The sequence below is a fragment of the Sphingobium psychrophilum genome (assembly GCF_012927105.1).
GTDB classification, from domain to species: domain Bacteria; phylum Pseudomonadota; class Alphaproteobacteria; order Sphingomonadales; family Sphingomonadaceae; genus Sphingobium; species Sphingobium psychrophilum.
This window is the reverse complement of record NZ_JABBFV010000002.1, coordinates 39834-58580: the sequence shown is the minus strand read 5'-3', so window position 1 is coordinate 58580 and position 18747 is coordinate 39834. Positions and strand designations below refer to the sequence as shown.

15 protein-coding genes and 2 pseudogenes are annotated in these 18747 nt (G+C 60.5%); 12 read left to right on the top strand and 5 right to left on the bottom strand.

Annotated elements, in window-relative coordinates:
* Together HHL08_RS03710 and HHL08_RS03705 are read right to left on the bottom strand one after the other, a co-directional pair.
* Nucleotides 1-501 carry an isoprenylcysteine carboxyl methyltransferase family protein gene (locus tag HHL08_RS03710; protein WP_328804558.1) on the bottom strand — a complete coding sequence of 167 codons (501 nt, stop codon included), beginning with the start codon at nucleotides 499-501 and terminating at the stop codon, nucleotides 1-3.
* Nucleotides 498-1538, bottom strand: coding sequence for a type III polyketide synthase (locus HHL08_RS03705; protein WP_328804572.1), 1041 nt, complete (start codon nucleotides 1536-1538; stop codon nucleotides 498-500). Before HHL08_RS03705 ends, HHL08_RS03710 begins: the two co-directional genes overlap by 4 nt.
* A 140-nt stretch (nucleotides 1539-1678) precedes the next feature.
* Here HHL08_RS03705 and HHL08_RS03700 point away from each other — a divergent pair, with 140 nt between their 5' ends.
* Nucleotides 1679-3250, top strand: a complete 1572-nt coding sequence (locus tag HHL08_RS03700; RefSeq protein WP_169571140.1) for a DHA2 family efflux MFS transporter permease subunit — start codon at nucleotides 1679-1681, stop codon at nucleotides 3248-3250.
* 77 nt (nucleotides 3251-3327) lie between these two features.
* Here the strand turns inward: HHL08_RS03700 and HHL08_RS03695 are convergent, their stop codons facing one another.
* A complete protein-coding gene (locus HHL08_RS03695; protein WP_169571139.1) occupies nucleotides 3328-3558 on the bottom strand; it encodes a COG4705 family protein in 231 nt (76 codons plus the stop codon).
* 268 nt (nucleotides 3559-3826) lie between these two features.
* Between HHL08_RS03695 and HHL08_RS03690 the strand changes: the two genes are divergently transcribed.
* A complete protein-coding gene (locus tag HHL08_RS03690) occupies nucleotides 3827-5323 on the top strand; it encodes an ATPase domain-containing protein (protein WP_169571138.1) in 1497 nt (498 codons plus the stop codon).
* On the top strand, nucleotides 5320-7329 hold the full coding sequence (locus HHL08_RS03685; RefSeq protein WP_169571137.1) for a hybrid sensor histidine kinase/response regulator: 2010 nt from the start codon (nucleotides 5320-5322) through the stop codon (nucleotides 7327-7329). The genes HHL08_RS03690 and HHL08_RS03685 overlap by 4 nt, the downstream gene beginning before the upstream one ends.
* A gap of 16 nt (nucleotides 7330-7345) precedes the next feature.
* On the opposite strand, the pseudogene HHL08_RS03680 reads toward HHL08_RS03685, so the two are convergent.
* Nucleotides 7346-7504 (bottom strand): annotated as a pseudogene (locus HHL08_RS03680) (transposase); the annotation flags it as partial.
* A gap of 87 nt (nucleotides 7505-7591) precedes the next feature.
* Here HHL08_RS03680 and HHL08_RS03675 point away from each other — a divergent pair.
* Nucleotides 7592-7744 (top strand): annotated as a pseudogene (locus HHL08_RS03675) (transposase); the annotation flags it as partial.
* A gap of 377 nt (nucleotides 7745-8121) precedes the next feature.
* Here HHL08_RS03675 and HHL08_RS03670 read toward each other — a convergent pair.
* The gene (locus HHL08_RS03670; protein WP_328804556.1) at nucleotides 8122-9432 is read right to left on the bottom strand and encodes an alginate export family protein; all 1311 of its coding nucleotides are present in this window, start codon (nucleotides 9430-9432) and stop codon (nucleotides 8122-8124) included.
* 98 nt (nucleotides 9433-9530) lie between these two features.
* Here HHL08_RS03670 and HHL08_RS03665 point away from each other — a divergent pair, with 98 nt between their 5' ends.
* The 8 genes from HHL08_RS03665 (at nucleotide 9531) to HHL08_RS03635 (ending at nucleotide 18679) form a co-directional block, all read left to right on the top strand.
* Nucleotides 9531-10484, top strand: a complete 954-nt coding sequence (locus HHL08_RS03665; RefSeq protein ID WP_206377694.1) for a chromate resistance protein ChrB domain-containing protein — start codon at nucleotides 9531-9533, stop codon at nucleotides 10482-10484.
* Complete coding sequence (gene chrA, locus HHL08_RS03660; protein WP_408021752.1) at nucleotides 10481-11884, top strand: chromate efflux transporter; 1404 nt, start codon at nucleotides 10481-10483, stop codon at nucleotides 11882-11884. The genes HHL08_RS03665 and chrA overlap by 4 nt, the downstream gene beginning before the upstream one ends.
* 71 nt (nucleotides 11885-11955) lie before the next feature.
* On the top strand, nucleotides 11956-12399 hold the full coding sequence (locus tag HHL08_RS26095) for a hypothetical protein (protein ID WP_328804574.1): 444 nt from the start codon (nucleotides 11956-11958) through the stop codon (nucleotides 12397-12399).
* Nucleotides 12300-12650: a Fe-Mn family superoxide dismutase gene (locus HHL08_RS26090; protein ID WP_328804571.1), complete on the top strand. Its 351-nt coding sequence runs from the start codon at nucleotides 12300-12302 to the stop codon at nucleotides 12648-12650. The genes HHL08_RS26095 and HHL08_RS26090 overlap by 100 nt, the downstream gene beginning before the upstream one ends.
* A gap of 503 nt (nucleotides 12651-13153) precedes the next feature.
* A complete protein-coding gene (locus HHL08_RS03650; protein WP_169571135.1) occupies nucleotides 13154-14014 on the top strand; it encodes a TauD/TfdA dioxygenase family protein in 861 nt (286 codons plus the stop codon).
* A gap of 14 nt (nucleotides 14015-14028) precedes the next feature.
* Nucleotides 14029-15066, top strand: coding sequence for an ABC transporter substrate-binding protein (locus HHL08_RS03645; RefSeq protein WP_169571134.1), 1038 nt, complete (start codon nucleotides 14029-14031; stop codon nucleotides 15064-15066).
* Nucleotides 15067-15075: 9 nt separating this feature from the next.
* A complete protein-coding gene (locus tag HHL08_RS03640; protein WP_169571133.1) occupies nucleotides 15076-16014 on the top strand; it encodes an ABC transporter substrate-binding protein in 939 nt (312 codons plus the stop codon).
* Nucleotides 16015-16141: 127 nt separating this feature from the next.
* A complete protein-coding gene (locus tag HHL08_RS03635) occupies nucleotides 16142-18679 on the top strand; it encodes a TonB-dependent receptor plug domain-containing protein (protein WP_169571132.1) in 2538 nt (845 codons plus the stop codon).
* The last annotated feature ends 68 nt before the right edge of the window (nucleotides 18680-18747 follow it).

The window sequence follows — 18747 nt, the reverse complement described above, 5'->3', positions numbered from 1 at the left end:
CTAAAGGCGTGGTGCGGGGTCGTAAAGCGCGCGATTTTCAGCGCCGATCCGAACGTAGAGCATCGCCGCGTTGAGCAGAGTGAACAGCGCGGCGATCCATATCAGACCGAATGTCAGCGGCAGGACGGCTATTTCGGCGGTCACCACAGCATAATTGGGATGGCGCAGGAAACGGAATGGCCCTTTGTTAACGAGGGCGGCGTCCTGCGTCACGATGATCCGGGTGGTCCAGCGCGAACCCAGGGTCGCCAGCACCCATATCCGCATCAGTTGCAGAATAGCAAAAAGGAGCAGCAGCGGCATGGAGACAGGGCGATCGCCAACCGTGAACCATAGGGCAGCGAGCCAAGCCGTGTGCATCGCCACCATGACCGGATAATGGCTGGCTCCGACTTCATGCGCACCGGCGGCCAGCAGCCTGGCGGTATTGCGGCGGGCGATTATCAGCTCGCTTAGTCGTTGCAGGGTGACGAACACCATGATTGCATATGGCAGGGTCACGCCGAGCACCGTAGCGTCAGCGAAGAGGCGGTAAAGCCGGGTCCCAATGCGTTGAGGACGGATAAGGGGGGCAATCCTCCCTGGCGGTAACGCTCCAAGACGAACAGCACGGTCGGTGCCGACATATTGCCATGATCGTGTAGCACATTACGTTCGTTCACCAGAGACCCCTGGTCCAACGACAGCGCTCCTTCGAGCGCGTCGACGACCTTGGCGCCACCGGGATGGCAAATGAACTGGTCGATATCGTCTATACCAAGGCCTTGCGGCGTTAGCATCTCCGTCATGGCCTGCCGCATCTCCCGCCGCGCGAAAGCCGGGATGGCGCGGTTGAGGACGACGCCAAGACCAGTGGGTTCCGCGCGCCAGCCCATGATATCGAGCGTACCGCTCCATGTTTTTTCGGCGCTGCCGGTGATTTGGACGAAGCCATCCTCTCCGGTTCGCAGCACGCTGGCCGCCGCGCCATCGCCGAACAGCGCGGTGGAAATGATGTCGGCCTTGTCGGCCTTGTCCGTTCGCAGGGCAAGGCTGCACAATTCGACCGTGACGAACAAGACCGTCGATCCCGGCGTGGCGCGGGCCAGCTTGCTCGCCACGCCCAGGCCGGTAGCCCCACCCGCGCAACCAAGGCCGAAGATCGGAATCCGCTGAACATCGTTGCGGAAGGGGAGGTGCGCCATGGCGCGTGCCTCAAGGCTGGGCGTGGCGATGCCTGTCGAGGAGACGGTGACGATTGTATCCACGTCCTGCGGGCGAAGATCCGCCTGCGCGATCGCTCTCTGTGCTGCGGCGACGAACAGGTCGACCGCGACATCGAGATAGGCGGCGGACCGTTCGGGGAAGGAACGTGGGCTGCGATACCAGTCGACCGGCATGGCCAGTTGGCGATACGCGACCCCGGCATTGGCATAGACTGAGGACAGGCGTTCGAAATCGGCGAAATCCTTGCCGATGAGATCGCGCGCCGTGTCGAGTGCTTCGCTTTGCGACAGCCGATACGGCGGGGTTTCCGTCACAAGCGAGAGTATGGACACCGGATTCAAATAGGACCGCCTGACGTGACCGGCGCACCGGTAAAAAAGGTTCTTGTGCGCAACGACTTGGCCCTCTGCGAGTTCCTTGTGTCCGACAGCCAAGCGGCTATGACAGAGTTGGCGTTCGGGATAGGCACGACATGCATAATGGGTCTGACCTGAATGATCGCGGAACACAGGCCGCTGGATATCGCGAGTGGACCGGCTTCATCCTGATGTGCCTGGGGATGTTCATGGCGATCCTGGACATCCAGATCGTCGCCACGTCGCTCCCCACTATCCAGACCGCATTGGGCATCGCGCCAGACCAGATGATATGGGTGCAGACGGCATATCTGACGGCCGAGATCGTCGCCATACCGCTGACAGGCTATCTGACCGCCCGGCTAGGTATGCGCTGGCTGTTCGTCGGGGGAGTCAGCCTGTTCACCGTCGCCTCCCTCGGTTGCGCCATGAGCAACGGTTTTGGAGAACTGATCGCCTGGCGCATCGTGCAGGGTTTTTCCGGCGGGACGTTGATCCCTGCTGTTTTCGCCGCGGTATTCCTGCTGTTTCCGCCCCGCTCCCAGGCGCTGGCGACGACCATCGCTGGTGTCGCCGCCGTTCTGGCGCCGACGATCGGGCCGATCGTGGGCGGATGGATCACCCAGTCCTATTCCTGGCACTGGCTGTTCCGGGTGAACATCCTGCCGGGGATCATCGCGGCGGCAGGCGTCGCCATATTCCTGCGTGGCAAGGTCGCCGAACGGCATGGGGCCAGGCCGATCGACATGATCGCGCTCCTGCTGCTCGCCACCAGCCTGATCGCGTTGCAGATCGGGCTGAAGGATGCGCCGTCGCTGGGATGGGGCGCTCCGCATGTGATGCTGCTGCTTGCCGTGTCCGTGATCAGCGCGGCGGCTTTCATCTGGCGAACCTGGATGTCGGACACGCCGCTGGTCCAGTTGCGCTGCTTTGCCGATCGCCACTTCACCATCGGCTGCATGCTGAGTTTCGTGCTGGGGTTCGGCCTGTTTGGATCGACCTATCTGATGCCCTTCTTCCTGGGTCTGGTGCGCGACCATGGTCCGTTGCGCATCGGCGAGATCATGCTGGTGACGGGCCTGACCCAGTTGGTGACGGCGCCGCTGGCAGTGTGGGCCGAACGCCGGGTCGATCCCCGGTGGCTCACCGCGTTCGGCTTCGCGCTGTTCGCGATCGGCCTGTTGCTGAGCGCGCATCAAACCGGACAGACCGATTTTGCCGACATGCTGATACCACAGATTGTGCGTGGCGCGGCAATCATGTTTTGCCTGTTGCCGCCGACGCGTATGGCGCTGGGGCGATTGCCTGCCGCCATGGTGGCGGACGGCAGCGGGTTGTTCAACCTGATGCGCAATCTGGGCGGTGCGGTCGGCCTGGCGCTGATCGACACCACCATCTTCAGCAAAGCAGCAACCGAAGCCGGCCAGATAGAAGCAAAATTGCGTGCGGGCGACGTGGCGACAGCGGTGAAGATCGGCATACCGAGAGATGCCTTTCTGGAACAACGCGGCCAGCCGCTTGATGAATTTGCGACGGAAATGATCCGGCCTCTGGTGGAGAAGGCCTCGCTCGTTCCAGGGATAAACGCGGCCTGGCTGATGTGCGGACTCCTGACGGCGCTTATTCTGGTGACGCTGCTGTTCGTGAAACGAACGCCCTCTGGGAAGGACCTGGCATCCGAGGGTTGAGGCGACCTTGGCGTCCGCTCATAATTGCTTGGCCCCTGCATTTTTACTGGGCTCCAATAGGGCGACGAGCGGGATGATCACGGTGGCCGCGTCAGGATGAAGGCCATCCAGAATAATATCACACGATCTATGTCGGTCAGGACATACGGGAGTAGCAGCCCGGCCAGACCAAGCCCGAATATGCCCGAGGTGCCGATATAGCCCAGCCCGCCGGTAGTGGCTAGCCTGTCGCCCATTGCCGTTCCCAGCGTCTGCGAAACGGTGATGGTGATGGTGATCCAGTTGGCGAGAATGTGGACAGAAGTCATAGGCTCCTCCCGCTACGGCACGACATTGCGCCGATCCGGCATCATTGATGCCGGTCGAAGGGGTCCTCCCGCTCCAGCTCAACCCAGCCCGTCTCGGGGAGTGCTATGGACGGCTCAGGTTGCTTAAGAGCGTGACAGGATTAAATAGCCCTCGTCGATGAGATGCAGCGAAATCGCCCCTTGAACGTATAGAACATGGCACGAGAACGAGTTTCCGTGCTGGCACCGGTTTCACGTCGTATCCGGTTTGGGAGATCAGAAGGCTAGCATGGTGGACAAATCGACTAATCTGGCTCTGACAGGTGTGGCGGGCTTAGATGACATATTGGCAGGCGGGCTTACCCGTGGTCGAGTTTTCCTACTCGAAGGTAGCCCTGGCACCGGCAAGACCACCATTTCCATGCAATTTTTGATAGAAGGCGCCGCGAAGGGCGAGCGGTCGCTCCACATAACCTTATCGGAAACCGAAGATGAAATGCGCGAGAGCGCACGTTCACATGGATGGGATCTCGAAGGGGTCGAGGTGTACGAGCTTGTCCCTCCCGAAAGTCTGCTGGATGAGCAGCAGCAACAAAGTTTGCTCTACTCGTCGGATCTGGAACTAGGCGAAACTACCCGGCGCATTTTCGATGTATTCGCGCGAGTAAAGCCTCACCGGGTTGTCTTGGATAGCCTGTCGGAGATCCGCCTTCTTGCGCAAAGCTCGCTTCGCTATCGTCGCCAAATTCTGGCGCTCAAACATTTTTTCTCGACGCAGAATACAACGGTGCTGATGCTTGACGATTTGACCGCGGATGTTGCCGACAAAACCGTCCACAGTGTCGCGCACGGGGTCATACGACTTGAAGAGCTTGCCCCTGACTATGGCCCAGAGCGACGCCGGCTTCGTATCATTAAATATCGCGGACGGCGGTTCCGCGGAGGTTTCCACGACTTTCTTATCCAGTCTGGAGGGGTGCGCGTTTTCCCGCGGCTGATATCAGCGGAACATAAAAGCAGTTTCTCACGCGACATCATCAAAAGCGAATCCGCTGAACTGGATGCTTTGCTGGGTGGCGGCGTGGAGCGCGGGTCCAGCGTCTTGGTATTGGGACCTGCGGGCACTGGCAAATCTTTGCTAATCCTGACTTTCGTCACGGCGGCGATCGCCCGCGGGGAACGGGCCGCAATGTTCGTCTTCGATGAAGAGATAACGCTCTTGTTCGATCGCGCAATGATGCTGGGCATCGACATGCAGGCCATGGTTGATGGCGGAAACCTTATTATCGAGCAGGTTGACGCAGCCGAATTGTCGCCGGGTGAATTCTCGCAGCGCGTTCGGGCCTGCGTCGAGACACATGGTGCGCGTACCGTCGTAGTCGATAGTTTGAACGGATATCAGGCGGCGATGCCGGAGGAGAATTCGCTCATCCTTCATATGCACGAGATGCTGCAATATCTAAATCGCAAGGGGGCGACGACCTTCCTCACTGTCGCTCAGCACGGGCTGGTCGGCGACATGCGCTCGCCGGTCGACGTTACGTATCTGGCAGACACGGTTATTCTTCTTCGCTATTTTGAGGCGCTAGGGCGAGTCCGGCGCGCTATCTCCATCATCAAGAAGCGGATTGGCGCGCACGAAGATACCATCCGAGAATACAGGATCGGCAGTTATGGTCTCAGGCTTGGCGACCCTCTGACCGACTTCCAAGGCGTTTTGCGTGGCGTGCCTACCTTCGTTGGGCATAAAGGAAAATCCGCTCTGCTCGAAGACCAACCCGAGTGATTCCTCTTCTTTCCGAGCGAGCCATTATCCTCGCACCTGGCGGGCGGGATTCGGCGATTGCAGCGTCTCTCCTACGCGACGCAGGAATTAAATCAGTCGTAACCTTCTCTCTTGGCGAAATGGTATCCGAACTTGAAGGAGGGGCGGGGTTTGCGCTTATGACGGAGGAAGGCCTGCGCTCTGCCAATCTCGCGCCCTTGGCGCAGTGGCTGGACGGGCAACCGGAATGGTCCGATTTTCCCTTTGTTCTGTTGACGCAAAAGGGCGGTGGGATCGAAAGGAATCCCGCCGCAAAACGCCTGCTCGATGTCCTTGGGAATGTGACATTTCTAGAGCGTCCGTTTCATCCCACCACGCTTGTCAGTCTGGCGCAATCTGCCCTGCGAGGCCGCAGACGTCAGTATGATGCTCGGTCCCGCCTTGACGAACTGCATCACGGCGCGGCCAAATATCGGTCCCTGTTTGAATCGATCGACGCGGGTTTCTGCATCATCGACGTGATTTTTGATCCAGAAGGCCGATCATTAGATTACGTCTTTGTTGAGGCAAATCCCGCATTCATTCACCAGACCGGACTGACGGACCCTGTCGGCAAGTCCATGCGATCAATGGTTCCCGGGCATGAGCAGCATTGGTTTGATATGTACGGCAACGTCGCCAAGACGGGAGAGCATGCTCGCTTTGAGGAGCACGCAAAGGCATTGGGCGACATTTGGTACGACGTTTATGCCTTCCGTGTCGTCGATCCGTCGGTTGCGCGGGTTGCGGTCTTGTTCAACGACATTTCCGAACGCCGAAAAATAGAGGACGCCCTAAGGGAGAGCCAGGACCGGCTACGGCGTCTGAACGAGACGCTGGAGGATCGTGTTCAAGAGCGAACGCGCGCATTGGAAACGGCGCAAGATGCGCTGCGGCAGTCCCAAAAACTGGAAGCTATGGGGCAACTCACAGGCGGTGTCGCACATGACTTCAACAATCTGCTTACCCCGATAGTAGGCAGTCTTGATCTGCTGCGCCGGAAAGGTGTCGGTACAGATCGCGAGCAGAGGCTCATAGAGGGTGCTATAAAGTCAGCGGATCGGGCGCGAACCCTCGTACAGCGCTTACTCGCGTTTGCGCGACGACAGCCCCTACAGGCAACAGCCATCGATGTTGGCACGCTTGTCAATGAGATGCGTGATCTGATCATCAGCACCTGTGGACCGCGTATTCAGGTGTTGTTCCACATCGCCAAGGATCTCATGCCTGCTAAGGCTGATGCCAATCAAATCGAGATGGCGCTTCTCAATCTGGCGGTCAATGCGAGAGATGCCATGGATGCAGGAGGCACGCTGACTATCAGCGCTCACGAACGCTCGGTTCATGTTGATAATTCGCTTGGACTTGCCGAGGGCGAGTATGTGCTTTTGAGCGTTGCAGATACCGGTTCAGGCATGGATCAGAACACACTCGCCAAAGCTATCGAACCCTTTTTCATGACAAAAGGTGTAGGACAGGGAACTGGTCTAGGCCTTTCGATGGTGCATGGGCTGGCGGCCCAGTTGGGAGGAGGCCTCGCTATCGACAGCGAGGTTGGCCAGGGCACCACCATCAATCTCTGGCTTCCCGTAACTGACGCCTCGCCGGTGGAGGAGGCCGTCCCCAACATGGAGATGTCTCAACAGGATCGCGGCGTGGTCTTAGTCGTCGATGACGAGGATCTGGTCCGGGCTAGCACCGCGCACATGCTGGGGGAACTAGGCTATTCGGTCCTGGAAGCGAATTCGGGCGAGGCGGCAATGCGGTTACTTGAAGGTGCGCAAACTATCGATCTGCTTGTCACAGATCACCTTATGCCGGGCATAACTGGTACTGACCTTGCCATGCATCTACGCCGGGTCAGACCTGAGGTTCGCGTGTTGGTGATTTCAGGCTATGCAGAAGCGAAAGGCATCGCACTGGATTTGCCAAGACTGGCTAAACCTTTCAAGCAGAGTGATTTGGCGAGCAGTTTGGCGCGGCTCTAAGAGCCTGTCTTGAATCTCATGCGTAACGAGCGATGCGCCTGATGAGAACGCTGGCTGCGGCGGCATAGAGAAGAGCAGTTGCGGATTTGATGGTTCGCTCGAAGTCCTTGGCCAAGCGGCGATTTCGGTTGAGCCATGCGAAAGTCCGTTTGACCACCCATCGTCTGGGATGAACATGCTGTCGCGGCAAATCCTCGATACCCACGTACGGTTGCGCGAGCTTGATCGTGCGCTTGCCGCCCTGTCGCGCAGCGATGATGTTGCACGGCGCCTTGCAACTATTCCCGGCATTGGCCCGGTCGGTGCCACAGCACTGGCGGCATCGGTGGCTGATCCGAGCCAGTTTAAATCCGGCCGCCAGTTCGCTGCGTGGCTCGGGCTCACACCGCTCCAGAATTCGAGTGGCGGTAAGGAGTATGATGGAACAAGGGTTTAGCTAAGGAAATCAGTTTCACGAGGTTGTGGGAGCGACGCGATGTGATGGCGATACCGGTCAGACCGGGAACAAGGAAAACCAGATGACGGTCCAAGGCATCCTAGCCTGATAAGCAGAATGGGACCTTGTTCGCGGACTCCATCAGGGCCAGCAATTTCTATCGACTGCATCCACAGGCCGGACAGAAGACTGCACCCGACCAATTCGCCAATACGTCAAATTGCATTTGCAACGCGGGAGCCATCCACAGAAGACCGTCAGCACCTAAGGCTCTGAAATAGGCTGCTGAATGTCTCAGAAGGGTCGACTCTCGTCAGCCGATCATCGCGACATTTAACTGATAGAGCCGAAACATCTCAGAAACTCGCTGTCAGGTTGAACGATCCATATTTCGTCCAGCGCCCCGATGGCGCGTTGGGCGCGTCGCGCAAGAAGTGGCCCTTGGCCAACAGCAGTCCGTCAAATTCAAAGCGCAACCGCACTGGGATAAGCCAGTAACGCAGCCGTGCTTCCAGTTGATGGCCGGCAAAATCCCCGGACCGTCCCGATGCATCGCGCACCCCAGTCCCTGCAAAGCTGTCCTCGCTGACGGCCAACCACATCGCCCGATACACTGCAAAGGCATCGAGGCGCTTGCTGGGCGTGGCCTCCAGCCTGATGCCAGGCGTCATGATGTTCGTGCGGGCGATCGCATTGTATAGACCCGCTGGAGCCAGGTCCGCCCGGCGCATGCCGAACAGCGTATCGAAACGCCCATAGCGCCCGCCACGCCGGTCGCCGCTGGCGCGGTCGAATTCCACAGAGAGGCGGGGCTTCCATACTCCTGCAAAACTATAGCCGATGTCGGCGTGAAGGAAGTCGGCGCTGACCGACTGGCGCGATGCCACAGAAGCAAGCGACGCACTGATGGCGCCGGTCTGGAAAAGGGCTTCGATTTCATAATCGAATTTCCCAATGCGCGGCTCCGCGATGATGCGAACCCCGAACGTATCGAGCGAACGGTCGCGTGTTGGTCGCCCCGGCGCATCGCGCTCCCCAAGGTGATAATAGCTGATCTCGCCCGTCGCCGATCCCAGGATGTTGCTCTTCGTCATCAGGCCTCCCCACAGGACCAGATCGAAACTTTCCCTGTCGAGCTTGACCCTGGCGTCGCGGAGATCTTGCGGACTGTCCGGCAGCCGGACCTGCGGCAGGGTGTAGATCAGCGTCGCCTTGATCCCCTGCGGCATGACCAGATCGGCGCGCCCGCCCGTATAGCCGGTGTTAGTGTTGCGATAGTCATCGGCTGCGACGAGACGCCGCGATCCCAGGTTCAGCATCATACGCCCCGCCGTCAGAGTCAGTTTCGCCCCATTGCCGAAGGGCACCAGGATGTCGGCCGCGACATAGGCTTGCACCGGCTCCAGCGCATTTACCTCCCCGACCGTGACCGGCGTACCGGCATCGTCACCGAACACGCGGCTATCGTATAGTTCGACACCCAGCCGCACATCGCCCGTCCTATATTCGGCAAGAATGTTTGTGCGGACGTTGAGCAGGTCGTCGCTTGCGTTGAAGCCCGTGCGCGCCTGTCCTTCGATCGCTTCGTAGCGGATGCGGATCGCCCCGCTGACGGTGAGGCCGTCGGGCGCATCATCGGCCATAGCGACGGACGGCAGGCTGAGCACCAGGCAGCAAGTCAGGGCACCAGACAATGGGACGATGGCGAGCGGCATAAGATATATATATTCCTCTATTTCGAATCAAATGATATATATGTTCTATCATGACGACAAGCGAACCCTCCATCTGGCTGGCCCTGCTGCACCAGCTTCCGGTCAAGCCGCCCTATCTGCGCGTGAAAATCTGGCGTCGCCTGCAGGCGATCGGTGCGGTGCCGCTAAAAAATGCGGTACATATCCTGCCTCTTAGGAACGAACATGGCCATGCGTTTCGCAGTGTTATGGCCGACATCATCGATGGCGGCGGCGAGGCGACCCTCATCGAAGCGCGGATGCTGGGCGGCCAGGGCGACGCTGACATCCGCGCGATGTTCGATGCCGCGCGCGACTCCGACTATGATGACATAGCCCAGGCGGCGCGGCGGCTGATCGACACCGGCCCTGCCAGCGGCGCCGATATCGCCAAGCTCCAGAAACGGATGACGGATGTCGTTCAACTCGACTTCTTCGGCGCGCACGGGCGGCAGCAGGCGCAAGCGGCGTTGGCGGACCTCGACCGGCAACGCTATCAGCATCCCGACGTCAGTCGCGACGAGCCCGCTGCCGACCTGCCGCGCGATCTGAAGGGCAGGACATGGGTGACGCGCAGCGGCGTCCATGTCGATCGCATCGCCTGCGCCTGGCTGATCCGCAGGTTCATAGACCCGGATGCGACCTTCCGTTTCGTCGACGGCCGCAGCTACGCGCCACAAAAGGATGAACTGCGCTTCGACATGGCGGATGCCGAATTCACCCATGAGGGCGAGAATTGCAGCTTCGAAACCCTCGTTGCGCGCGGCGGCCTGACCGATGATCCGGCGCTGATCGCCATCGCCGAAATCATTCACGACCTGGATATTGCCGACGGCAAGTTCGCGCGGCCCGAGACAGCGGGCCTTGGCGCGATGCTGTCGGGCGTCTGCGCCTCCACCGATGACGACCTGCAGCGCATCGCGACGGCCAGCGACGCGCTGAACCAGTTCCACGCCTATTTCTCGAACCGAAAGGCAGACCGATGACTGCAACCGGCTCCATGCTCGCCGATCCATCTGAGTCGAAAGCGAGCGATCATGGCATCCCGCTTGGGGAGGCGACCCGCATCTGGGTGCGTATCGCCGCATTGAGTTTTGGCGGTCCGGCTGGCCAGATCGCCGTGATGCACCGCATCCTGGTCGAGGAGAAACGCTGGATCGGGGAGGAGCGATTTCTCCATGCGCTCAACTATTGCATGTTGCTGCCGGGACCAGAGGCGCAGCAACTGGCGATCTATATCGGCTGGCTGCTGCACAAGACGCGCGGCGGTCTGATCGCCGGAGCGCTCTTCGTCCTGCCCGGTTTTCTCGCCATATTGGCCTTGAGCTACCTCTATGTGCTACTGGGCCAGTTGCCGCTGATTGAGGGCATATTCTTCGGGCTGAAGGCCGCTGTGCTGGCCGTGGTGGTCCAGGCGGTGTTGCGCGTGGGATCACGCGCGCTCAAGAATAATGTCATGCGGGGGATTGCCGTCGCGGCCTTTGTCGCGATCTTCTTTCTCGATACACCCTTTCCCCTGATCGTCCTGGCGGCGGGCGTGGGCGGCTATATCGGCGGGCGAAGCGGCCTGCCCCAGTTCAAGAGCGGCGCCGGTCATGGTACTGCCGGTGGCAACGTCGTCCATGACCGGGACACCGCGCTGGGCGAAGCATTGCCCGACCATGCGAGACCCAATCTGGGTTGGTCGCTGCGGATCTGCGCGATACTGTCGGTCCTCTGGCTGGTGCCCGTTGCCGGACTGTTCCTGATCCTGGGGCCGGACCATGTGTTCACCCACATCGCCACTTTCTTCAGCCAGATGGCGGTCGTGACCTTTGGCGGGGCCTATGCCGTTCTTGCCTATGTGGCGCAGGAAGCGGTCGGCACTTTCGGCTGGCTGCGGCCCGGCGAAATGCTCGATGGCCTGGGCATGGCGGAAACGACGCCAGGCCCGCTCATCATGGTGACGCAGTTCGTGGGATTTCTGGCCGCCTTTCGCGATGCTGGCACGATGGCGCCCCTGCTGGCGGCGACGCTGGGCGCGATCCTCACGACCTGGGTGACGTTCGTGCCCTGTTTCCTGTGGATCTTCGCCGGTGCGCCCTTCATCGAGCGGTTGCGGGGCAACAAAGCGCTGTCGTCGGCCCTGACGGCCATCACCGCAGCGGTCGTGGGCGTCATCTTCAACCTCGCCATCTGGTTCGCGATCCACACCTTGTTTGGCAAGACGATGGCGGTCCGCTCGCCGACCGGCAACTTCGACGTGCCGGTTCCGGCTTCCATCAATGTTGCCGCCGTGGTGCTGGCGCTCGCAGCGGCGGTGGCCATCTTCAGGTTCAAGCTGGGCGTGTTGCCGGTTCTTGGAGGCTGCGCAATCCTGGGCGCGATCTACACTCTCGCCGTCTGACAGGATCTGCAAAAATGGTTGATGTCTCTTGTCGTACCGCCGTTCAAACGCTTGGCGCAGGCGCTTTGGCTATGGCAGCTACCGATACGGCAAGCGGGCAAGTCGCCGCGCCGCCCACCGCTCTGCCGCCAGCCTTTGCCGGCACGCACCAGCCCAAGCCCTTGCGCTTCGATCCGGCGAAGCTGGACGGGCTGTCCGAGCGCCTTATCCGGTCGCATTGGGAGAATAATTATATCGGGTCGGTGAAGACCCTCAACATCGTCGAAACCCGGCTCGCCGCCACATTGGCCGATGCGGACAGGCCGCCGGTCCTCTATGGCGGCCTCAAGCGTGAGGAATGCACCGGACCGGATCGGTCATTCTCCATGAGATGTATTTCGACGGGCTCGGCAGCAACCGCCAGGCCGCTGGCTCCATTCACGGGGCGCTCGCCAAAGCCTGGGGATCGTTCGAGACATGGGAGAAGGATTTCCGGCGCACGGGCCTGTCGCTGGCAGGCGGCTCGGGCTGGATGATCCTCGCCTATAATCTCCATATCCACTCGCTGCACAATCATTGGGTCTGGGATCATATGCATGGTGCGGCCGCTGGCATCCCGATCCTCGCCCTCGACATGTACGAGCATAGTTTCCACATGGATCATGGTAGGCCGCCAAATCGATGCCTGGTTCCGCAATCTCGACTGGGAAGTGGCCGACCGGCGCTATGCGCAGGCGATAGCAGTCGGCACCACCTGAACGCGGTAGCGTCTATAACCGTTGACTGAACTCGGCCAAGCGACGTCCGCTTCCGATCATCTCGACTATACTACGCAAATATGCGTTGGCCCGGTTCAGCCGTTTCATGATTGCACCATGGCAGTCGAACGGTGATCGCGGCTTTCTGTCCCCTGCATCGGCAAGGCAGACCCGGCAATCATTGGCGCTACTGGAGAAAGTTGGGACATAGCGAGACAGGCGCGAGCCTCGTGCCCGCTCTCGCGGTTCAGCATGTCCTGCTTCATTCTGCTGTAAGGATGAATGATTCTCCCGTCTGAAAGGCCGCTTCGGCAAGACGCGTCTTATTGGAATTTCTCGATGACTCTTCTCGATCACAAATAGCAGTTTATGAATTTCGGCGCATTCCCATGTAAGGATTGATGGGGGTTTTAAATTGTTCATCGACAGTCATAGATCTTCAAGAAATAATCATGGGATTTACCTTGCAAGATTTCATACCCCTTGTTCATCGCTCCAGCCTGGGAGCTACATGGCAGGAAAGGATGACATCATGTCGACAGCCACAGCCGAACGCATTGCCCCAACGCCAATCGACATTCGCCCGCTTCAACCGACGATCGGTGCCGAAATCCATGGCATAGACATTGGCAAGCCGATTAGCGCGGATGTGCGAGACGCCATTCGTGCTGCCGTACTGGAATATAAGGTCGTTTTCTTCCGCGACCAGCAACTCGATAATGACAGCCACGCCGCCTTCGCGCGGGAATTCGGGCCGCTCTACACCCATCCCAGCACGACCCACGATCCCAAGATCACGCCGATCCACAATATCGCCGCCGTGGACAATGCCCGCTTCGACCAGCGCCAGACCAAGGTGAAGATTCGGCCGGGTGAGGCCTATCATAGCGACACGAGCTGGCGTCTGGTCCCGACATGGGGAGCGGTGCTGCGCGCGGTCGATCTGCCGCCGGTCGGCGGCGACACCGTCTGGGTCGATGCCAATCTGGCTTATGAAGGGCTTTCGGACGAATTGAAGGCGCGGCTGGAGGGGCTGCACGTCACCCATGACTATCGGTCGGCTTTGCTGGCGGACGGCCATGACTATCCGATCGTCGCCCATCCGGTGGTGCGCACCCATCGCGAAACGGGCAAGAAGATACTTTGGGTTAACCTGACCCAGAATCCGCAGATTTTGGGACTGGAACTGGCCGAAAGCCGTGAGCTGATCCAGGAGATATTGCTGCAATATAAGCGGCCCGAATTTCAGGTCCGTTTTTCGTGGAAGCCGGGATCGGTCGCCTTCTGGGACAATCGCGCGGCGGTCCATTATGCGGTGCGCAACTATGGCGACTATCCGCGCCTGCTCCATCGCGTGCTGATTGCCGACGAACCGCTCTACGCCGATCTTTAAGGACGCCGGGTTCCATGACCGATCTGGTCGCATCCCATCCGGCGGGGGCGGCGCGACGCCGCCCCCGCCTCTGGTTCATCGCGCTGCTCGTGCTGGCGCTGGCCGCATCGGCCTTGTTGCTTCTCCGCCCCGGCCCCCAGGCAAGCGCTGATGACGTGCTCGTCATCGGCGACCAGCGCGGCGGGGCGCAGGCGCTGCTGACGGCGTCGGGCGAGTTGAAAGGCGCGCCCTACCGGATCAAATGGGCGTTGTTCCCCGCCGCCGCGCCGTTGCTGGAGGCATTGGACGCCGGTGCGATCGATATCGGTGGGATTGGCGGCGCACCCTTCGCCTTCGCCTATGCCAGCGGCGCGCATATCCGGGCGGTGACCGCTTATCGGCCTGCGGGCACCCGTGCTGGCAAGGCGTCGGCGATCGTCGTGCCCAAGGATTCCCGAATCCGTACGCTCGCCGATCTTCGGGGTAAGCGGGTCGCCACCATCCGCGGATCGGCAGGCCAGGATCTGGTGCTGCGCCTGCTCGAACGGGCGAAGATCGATTCCAAAACGATCCGCTGGACCTATTTGTCCAATGGCGAAGCCAAGGCGGCGCTGGCCACCGGCGCGATAGACGCCTGGTCGACCTGGGGCAGTTATGTTGGCATCGCCGTGCTGGAGGATGGCGACCGGATCATCGCCGATGGCGGCGACCTGCCGACCGGCGTCGGTTTCTACGCCGCCAACGACAAAGCGATCGATGCGAAACGCGCAATCCTGACCGACTATGTCACGCGGCTGGCGCGAGCGCGCGACTGGGCGCGCCGCCATCCCGGCGATTATGCGCGGGTGCTGGCAAAGGAAACCGGCATCCCCTTCGATGTCGCGCGTTTTTCCGCCAGCGCCAATCTGGGCAATGCCGTGCCGATCGATGCGGCGCTGATTGCCGAACAGGGCCGGATTTTCGAACGCTACCACGCAGCGGGAATCATCCCGCATATTCCAGAGGCAGATAAAGGCTATGATGGCTCGTTCAATGACGCGATTGCCGGAACGTCCGTCCGCGCCGGCTTGTAGAGCGTTCGCATGATACCTCTTCCATCGCGCCGTCGCGTCCTGGCGGGCCTACTCACCACTGCCTTGCTCGCCGCCTGCGATAGCGGCGATGGGGGCGGCACGCTGACGGTCGGCAGCCAGAAGGGCGGGACCAAGGCGCTGATGCTCTCGTCCGGCGCATTGGATGGCGTTGGCTATCGAATCGAATGGGCCGAATTTCCTGCCGCGCAAACTCTGCTCGAAGCGGTCGGCAGCGGCGCGGTCGATGTCGGCCTTGCCGGTGATGCGCCCTTCATGTTCGCCTACCAAAGCGGCCTACCGATCAAGGCGGTGTCGGCGCAGCGGACCGACCCGCGCCCCAGCGAAGCGGTCGCCATTCTCGTGCCAGGGGATTCCCCAGTGCGCAGCATCGCCGATCTCAAGGGCAAACGCATCGCCACCACGCGCGGATCGATCGGCCATTATCTCGCCCTGCGCGCCCTGCATGAAATGGGCATGTCCCCCGACTCAGTGATCTTCACCTGGCTGTCGCCGGGCGATACGCGCGCCGCCTTCGCCTCGCACACCATCGATGCCTGGGCGTGCTGGACACCCTATACCTCTACCGCGATAGCGGAAGGCGCGCGGGTGGTGGCCGACGGGCAGAATCTGATCCACGGCTATGCGTTTGAAGTCGCCAACGAACGGTCGATCGCGCGCAAGCGGGCGATCCTGGCCGACTTTCTAAAGCGCGAAGCCAAAGCGCTCGACTGGGCGACGGGGCACCCTGATGCCTATGCCAAGGTGCTGGCCAAAGAGACAGGTTTGCCGTTCGATATTGCCCTGACCATGGTGCGCAAGAATAGCCGTCGCACGGTTCCAATCACATCCTCTGTCGTGCAAGATCAGAATATCGTGCTCGATACTTTTCGTCAGTCTGGGGAAATAAAAATGTCGCGATCATTGGATGAATCTTTTGTTATAATATGATAACAACCCTAAGATATATTTATAACTAAAAACAAAATTAAACTAAACTACTATAGAGTTTAACTTGATTAATTTGTGAAGCTGCACGCGATAGCACCATAGCGAACCATATTATTTTTTGGGGGAAATGGTCGTGATCCTGTCGCATCAACTGAAATTTACCGCATCTATTGTCTCACTCGTTGTCGCACTGGCCACCAATGCGGCCTTCGCCGCCGACGCCAGCGATCCCGCGCCGGACGATGCGATCGCCGACGGCGGGGCCATCGTGGTGACCGGGGTGCGTGGCGCACGCCCTCGCACCGTCGCCGACAGCCCGGTGCCGATCGACGTGATAGACACGCGCGAATTGCAGGCGACCGGGCGCGTCGGCCTCAAGGATATATTGGGCAATATCGTCCCTTCGCTTACCGTCCCGGCGCTGGGCGGTGGCGGCACCTCGTCAGGCGCAAAGCCGATCTCAATCCGGGGGCTGAGCGGCGACTATGTGCTGGTGCTGGTCAATGGCAAGCGCCGCCACACCACGTCGCTGATCAACAACCTGTCCCGTGTTTCGGGCGGCAGCGTCCCGGTCGATCTCGACCTGCTCGCTGCCAACGCGATAGGCCGGGTTGAAGTGCTGCGCGATGGCGCCGCCGCCCAATATGGGTCGGATGCGATTTCCGGGGTCATCAACTTCATCCTCGACGCCACGCCCCAGGGCGGCGAATTCGCCACCACCACCGGCAGTCATTATGAAAAGGGCGGCGAACTGATCCAGCAATCGGTCAGCTACGGCACACGCCTTGGCCCGGATGGCGGCTTTGTCCGCTTCGCGGTGGAAGGCAAGTTCCACGACCGCGCCGATACGTCGGGTGCGACCGTCAAGGACTCCATCGATCTCTACCCGCGCCTGGCCGACGGCTCGCGCGACCCGCGCGAAGCGACGATCGACCGCAACCGTGCCGGCAATTATGGCCGCACCAATCGCGACTATATCGCCAACGGCTCCTATAATGCGGAATTGCCGCTCAGCGACGCGACCATGCTCTACAGCTTCTCGACGCTCAGCTATCGCGACATCAAGGACGGTCGCGGCCAGTTCAACGCCAACAACATCAACTCGCTACCCGAACTCTATCCCAACGGCTTCCTCGCCAAGCGCCGGGTCTGGGAAACAGATTTTCAGATCACCAGCGGCATCCGCACCACGCTGGCGGGGCTGGACGCCGATTTCAGCAGCAGTTTCGGCCGAGACGATGTGAAACTGGGCGCGGTCAATACGCTCAACCCTTCGCTGGGGCCGAGCAGCAAGACCAGCTTCTTCATGGGTAAGCAGATCAGCAGCCTGTGGGTCAATAATGCCGACTTCAGCCGCACCTTCGACCTGGGACTCGCAGAACCGCTGACACTGGCCTTTGGCGTCGAACATCGGTGGGAACGCTATCAGAACAAAGCGGGCGAACCCGACAGCTATCGCGACGGCGGCTATGTCGTGCCCGTCGGCACCACGCCCTTCCAGCTTGCCTATGGCGGCCAGCGTCCGGCGGCCAGCCTCGTCTCCTTCACCGGCACGACGCCTGCCGACGCCTTCGTCCTGACCCGCAACAATGTCGCCGCCTATGTCGATGTCGGCGCCAACATCACCAGGGGCTGGTTCGTCGGGGTCGCGGGCCGGGTCGAACATTATACCGACAGTTCGGGCGACACGGTCAGTGGCAAATTCTCGACCCGCTATGAGATAGCGCCGGGCTTCGCCATCCGCGGCGGCGTCAATACCGGCTTTCGCGCACCATCGCTGGCGCAGCAGGGCTTTTCCACCTCCCAGAATACAGGCGTCATCGTAAACGGCAATATCGTGCCGCAACTGGTCAAATTCCTGGCCCCCAACGATCCGATCGCCGGATTCTTCGGAGCAAAGCCGCTGACCGCGGAAAAGTCGCTGAACTTTACCGCCGGCACGACCTTCGAAAGCGGCGCCTTCCGCCTGACTGTCGACGGCTATCAGATCAGGATCGACGACCGGATCGTGAAGACCGAAATCCTGAATAGCGCCGAAGCTAAGGCGATCCTGTCCAGCTCCGCGGTCACCGCGATCCTCGCCCAGCGCGGCGTCCCCGGCATCAGCAGCGCGCAATTCTTCATCAACGGCGTCGACACCCGCACCCGCGGAATCGACGTCGTCAGCGAATATGTGCTGCGCACGTCAGGGTTCGGCGACTTCAAGCTCAGCGCCGCCTATAGTTACAACAAGACCAAGATACTCAACGTCGCCGCCAATCCCGGCAACCTCACCAACACCATCCTCTTCGGTCGTCAGGCCCGCGCCGACCTCACCAGCGCCACGCCGCGCGACAAGCTGGTGCTGAGCAATGAATGGACGATCGGCCCGATCCGCAGCCTGCTGCGCGTCACCCGCTTCGGCAAATATACCGAAACCGGGACCAGCCAGACCTCGACCGCCGATGACCGGACCTACAGCCCGAAATGGGTCACGGACCTGGATATTTCGGCGCAGGTGACCAAGACGATCAACCTGGCCGTCGGTGCCAATAATCTGTTCGACGTTTATCCCGACCGGATCGGCGTCATCCAGGCCGCCACGGGACTGGGCCAATATGGCAGCTTCGCGCCGTTCGGCCTGAGCGGCGGTTTCTATTATGCGCGGTTGGGCGTGAAATTCTGAACGCTTTACGGACCATCCCGCCTTCAGGAAGGCGGGATGGTCCGGCTCGTAATTCGGTCGCTAATAAC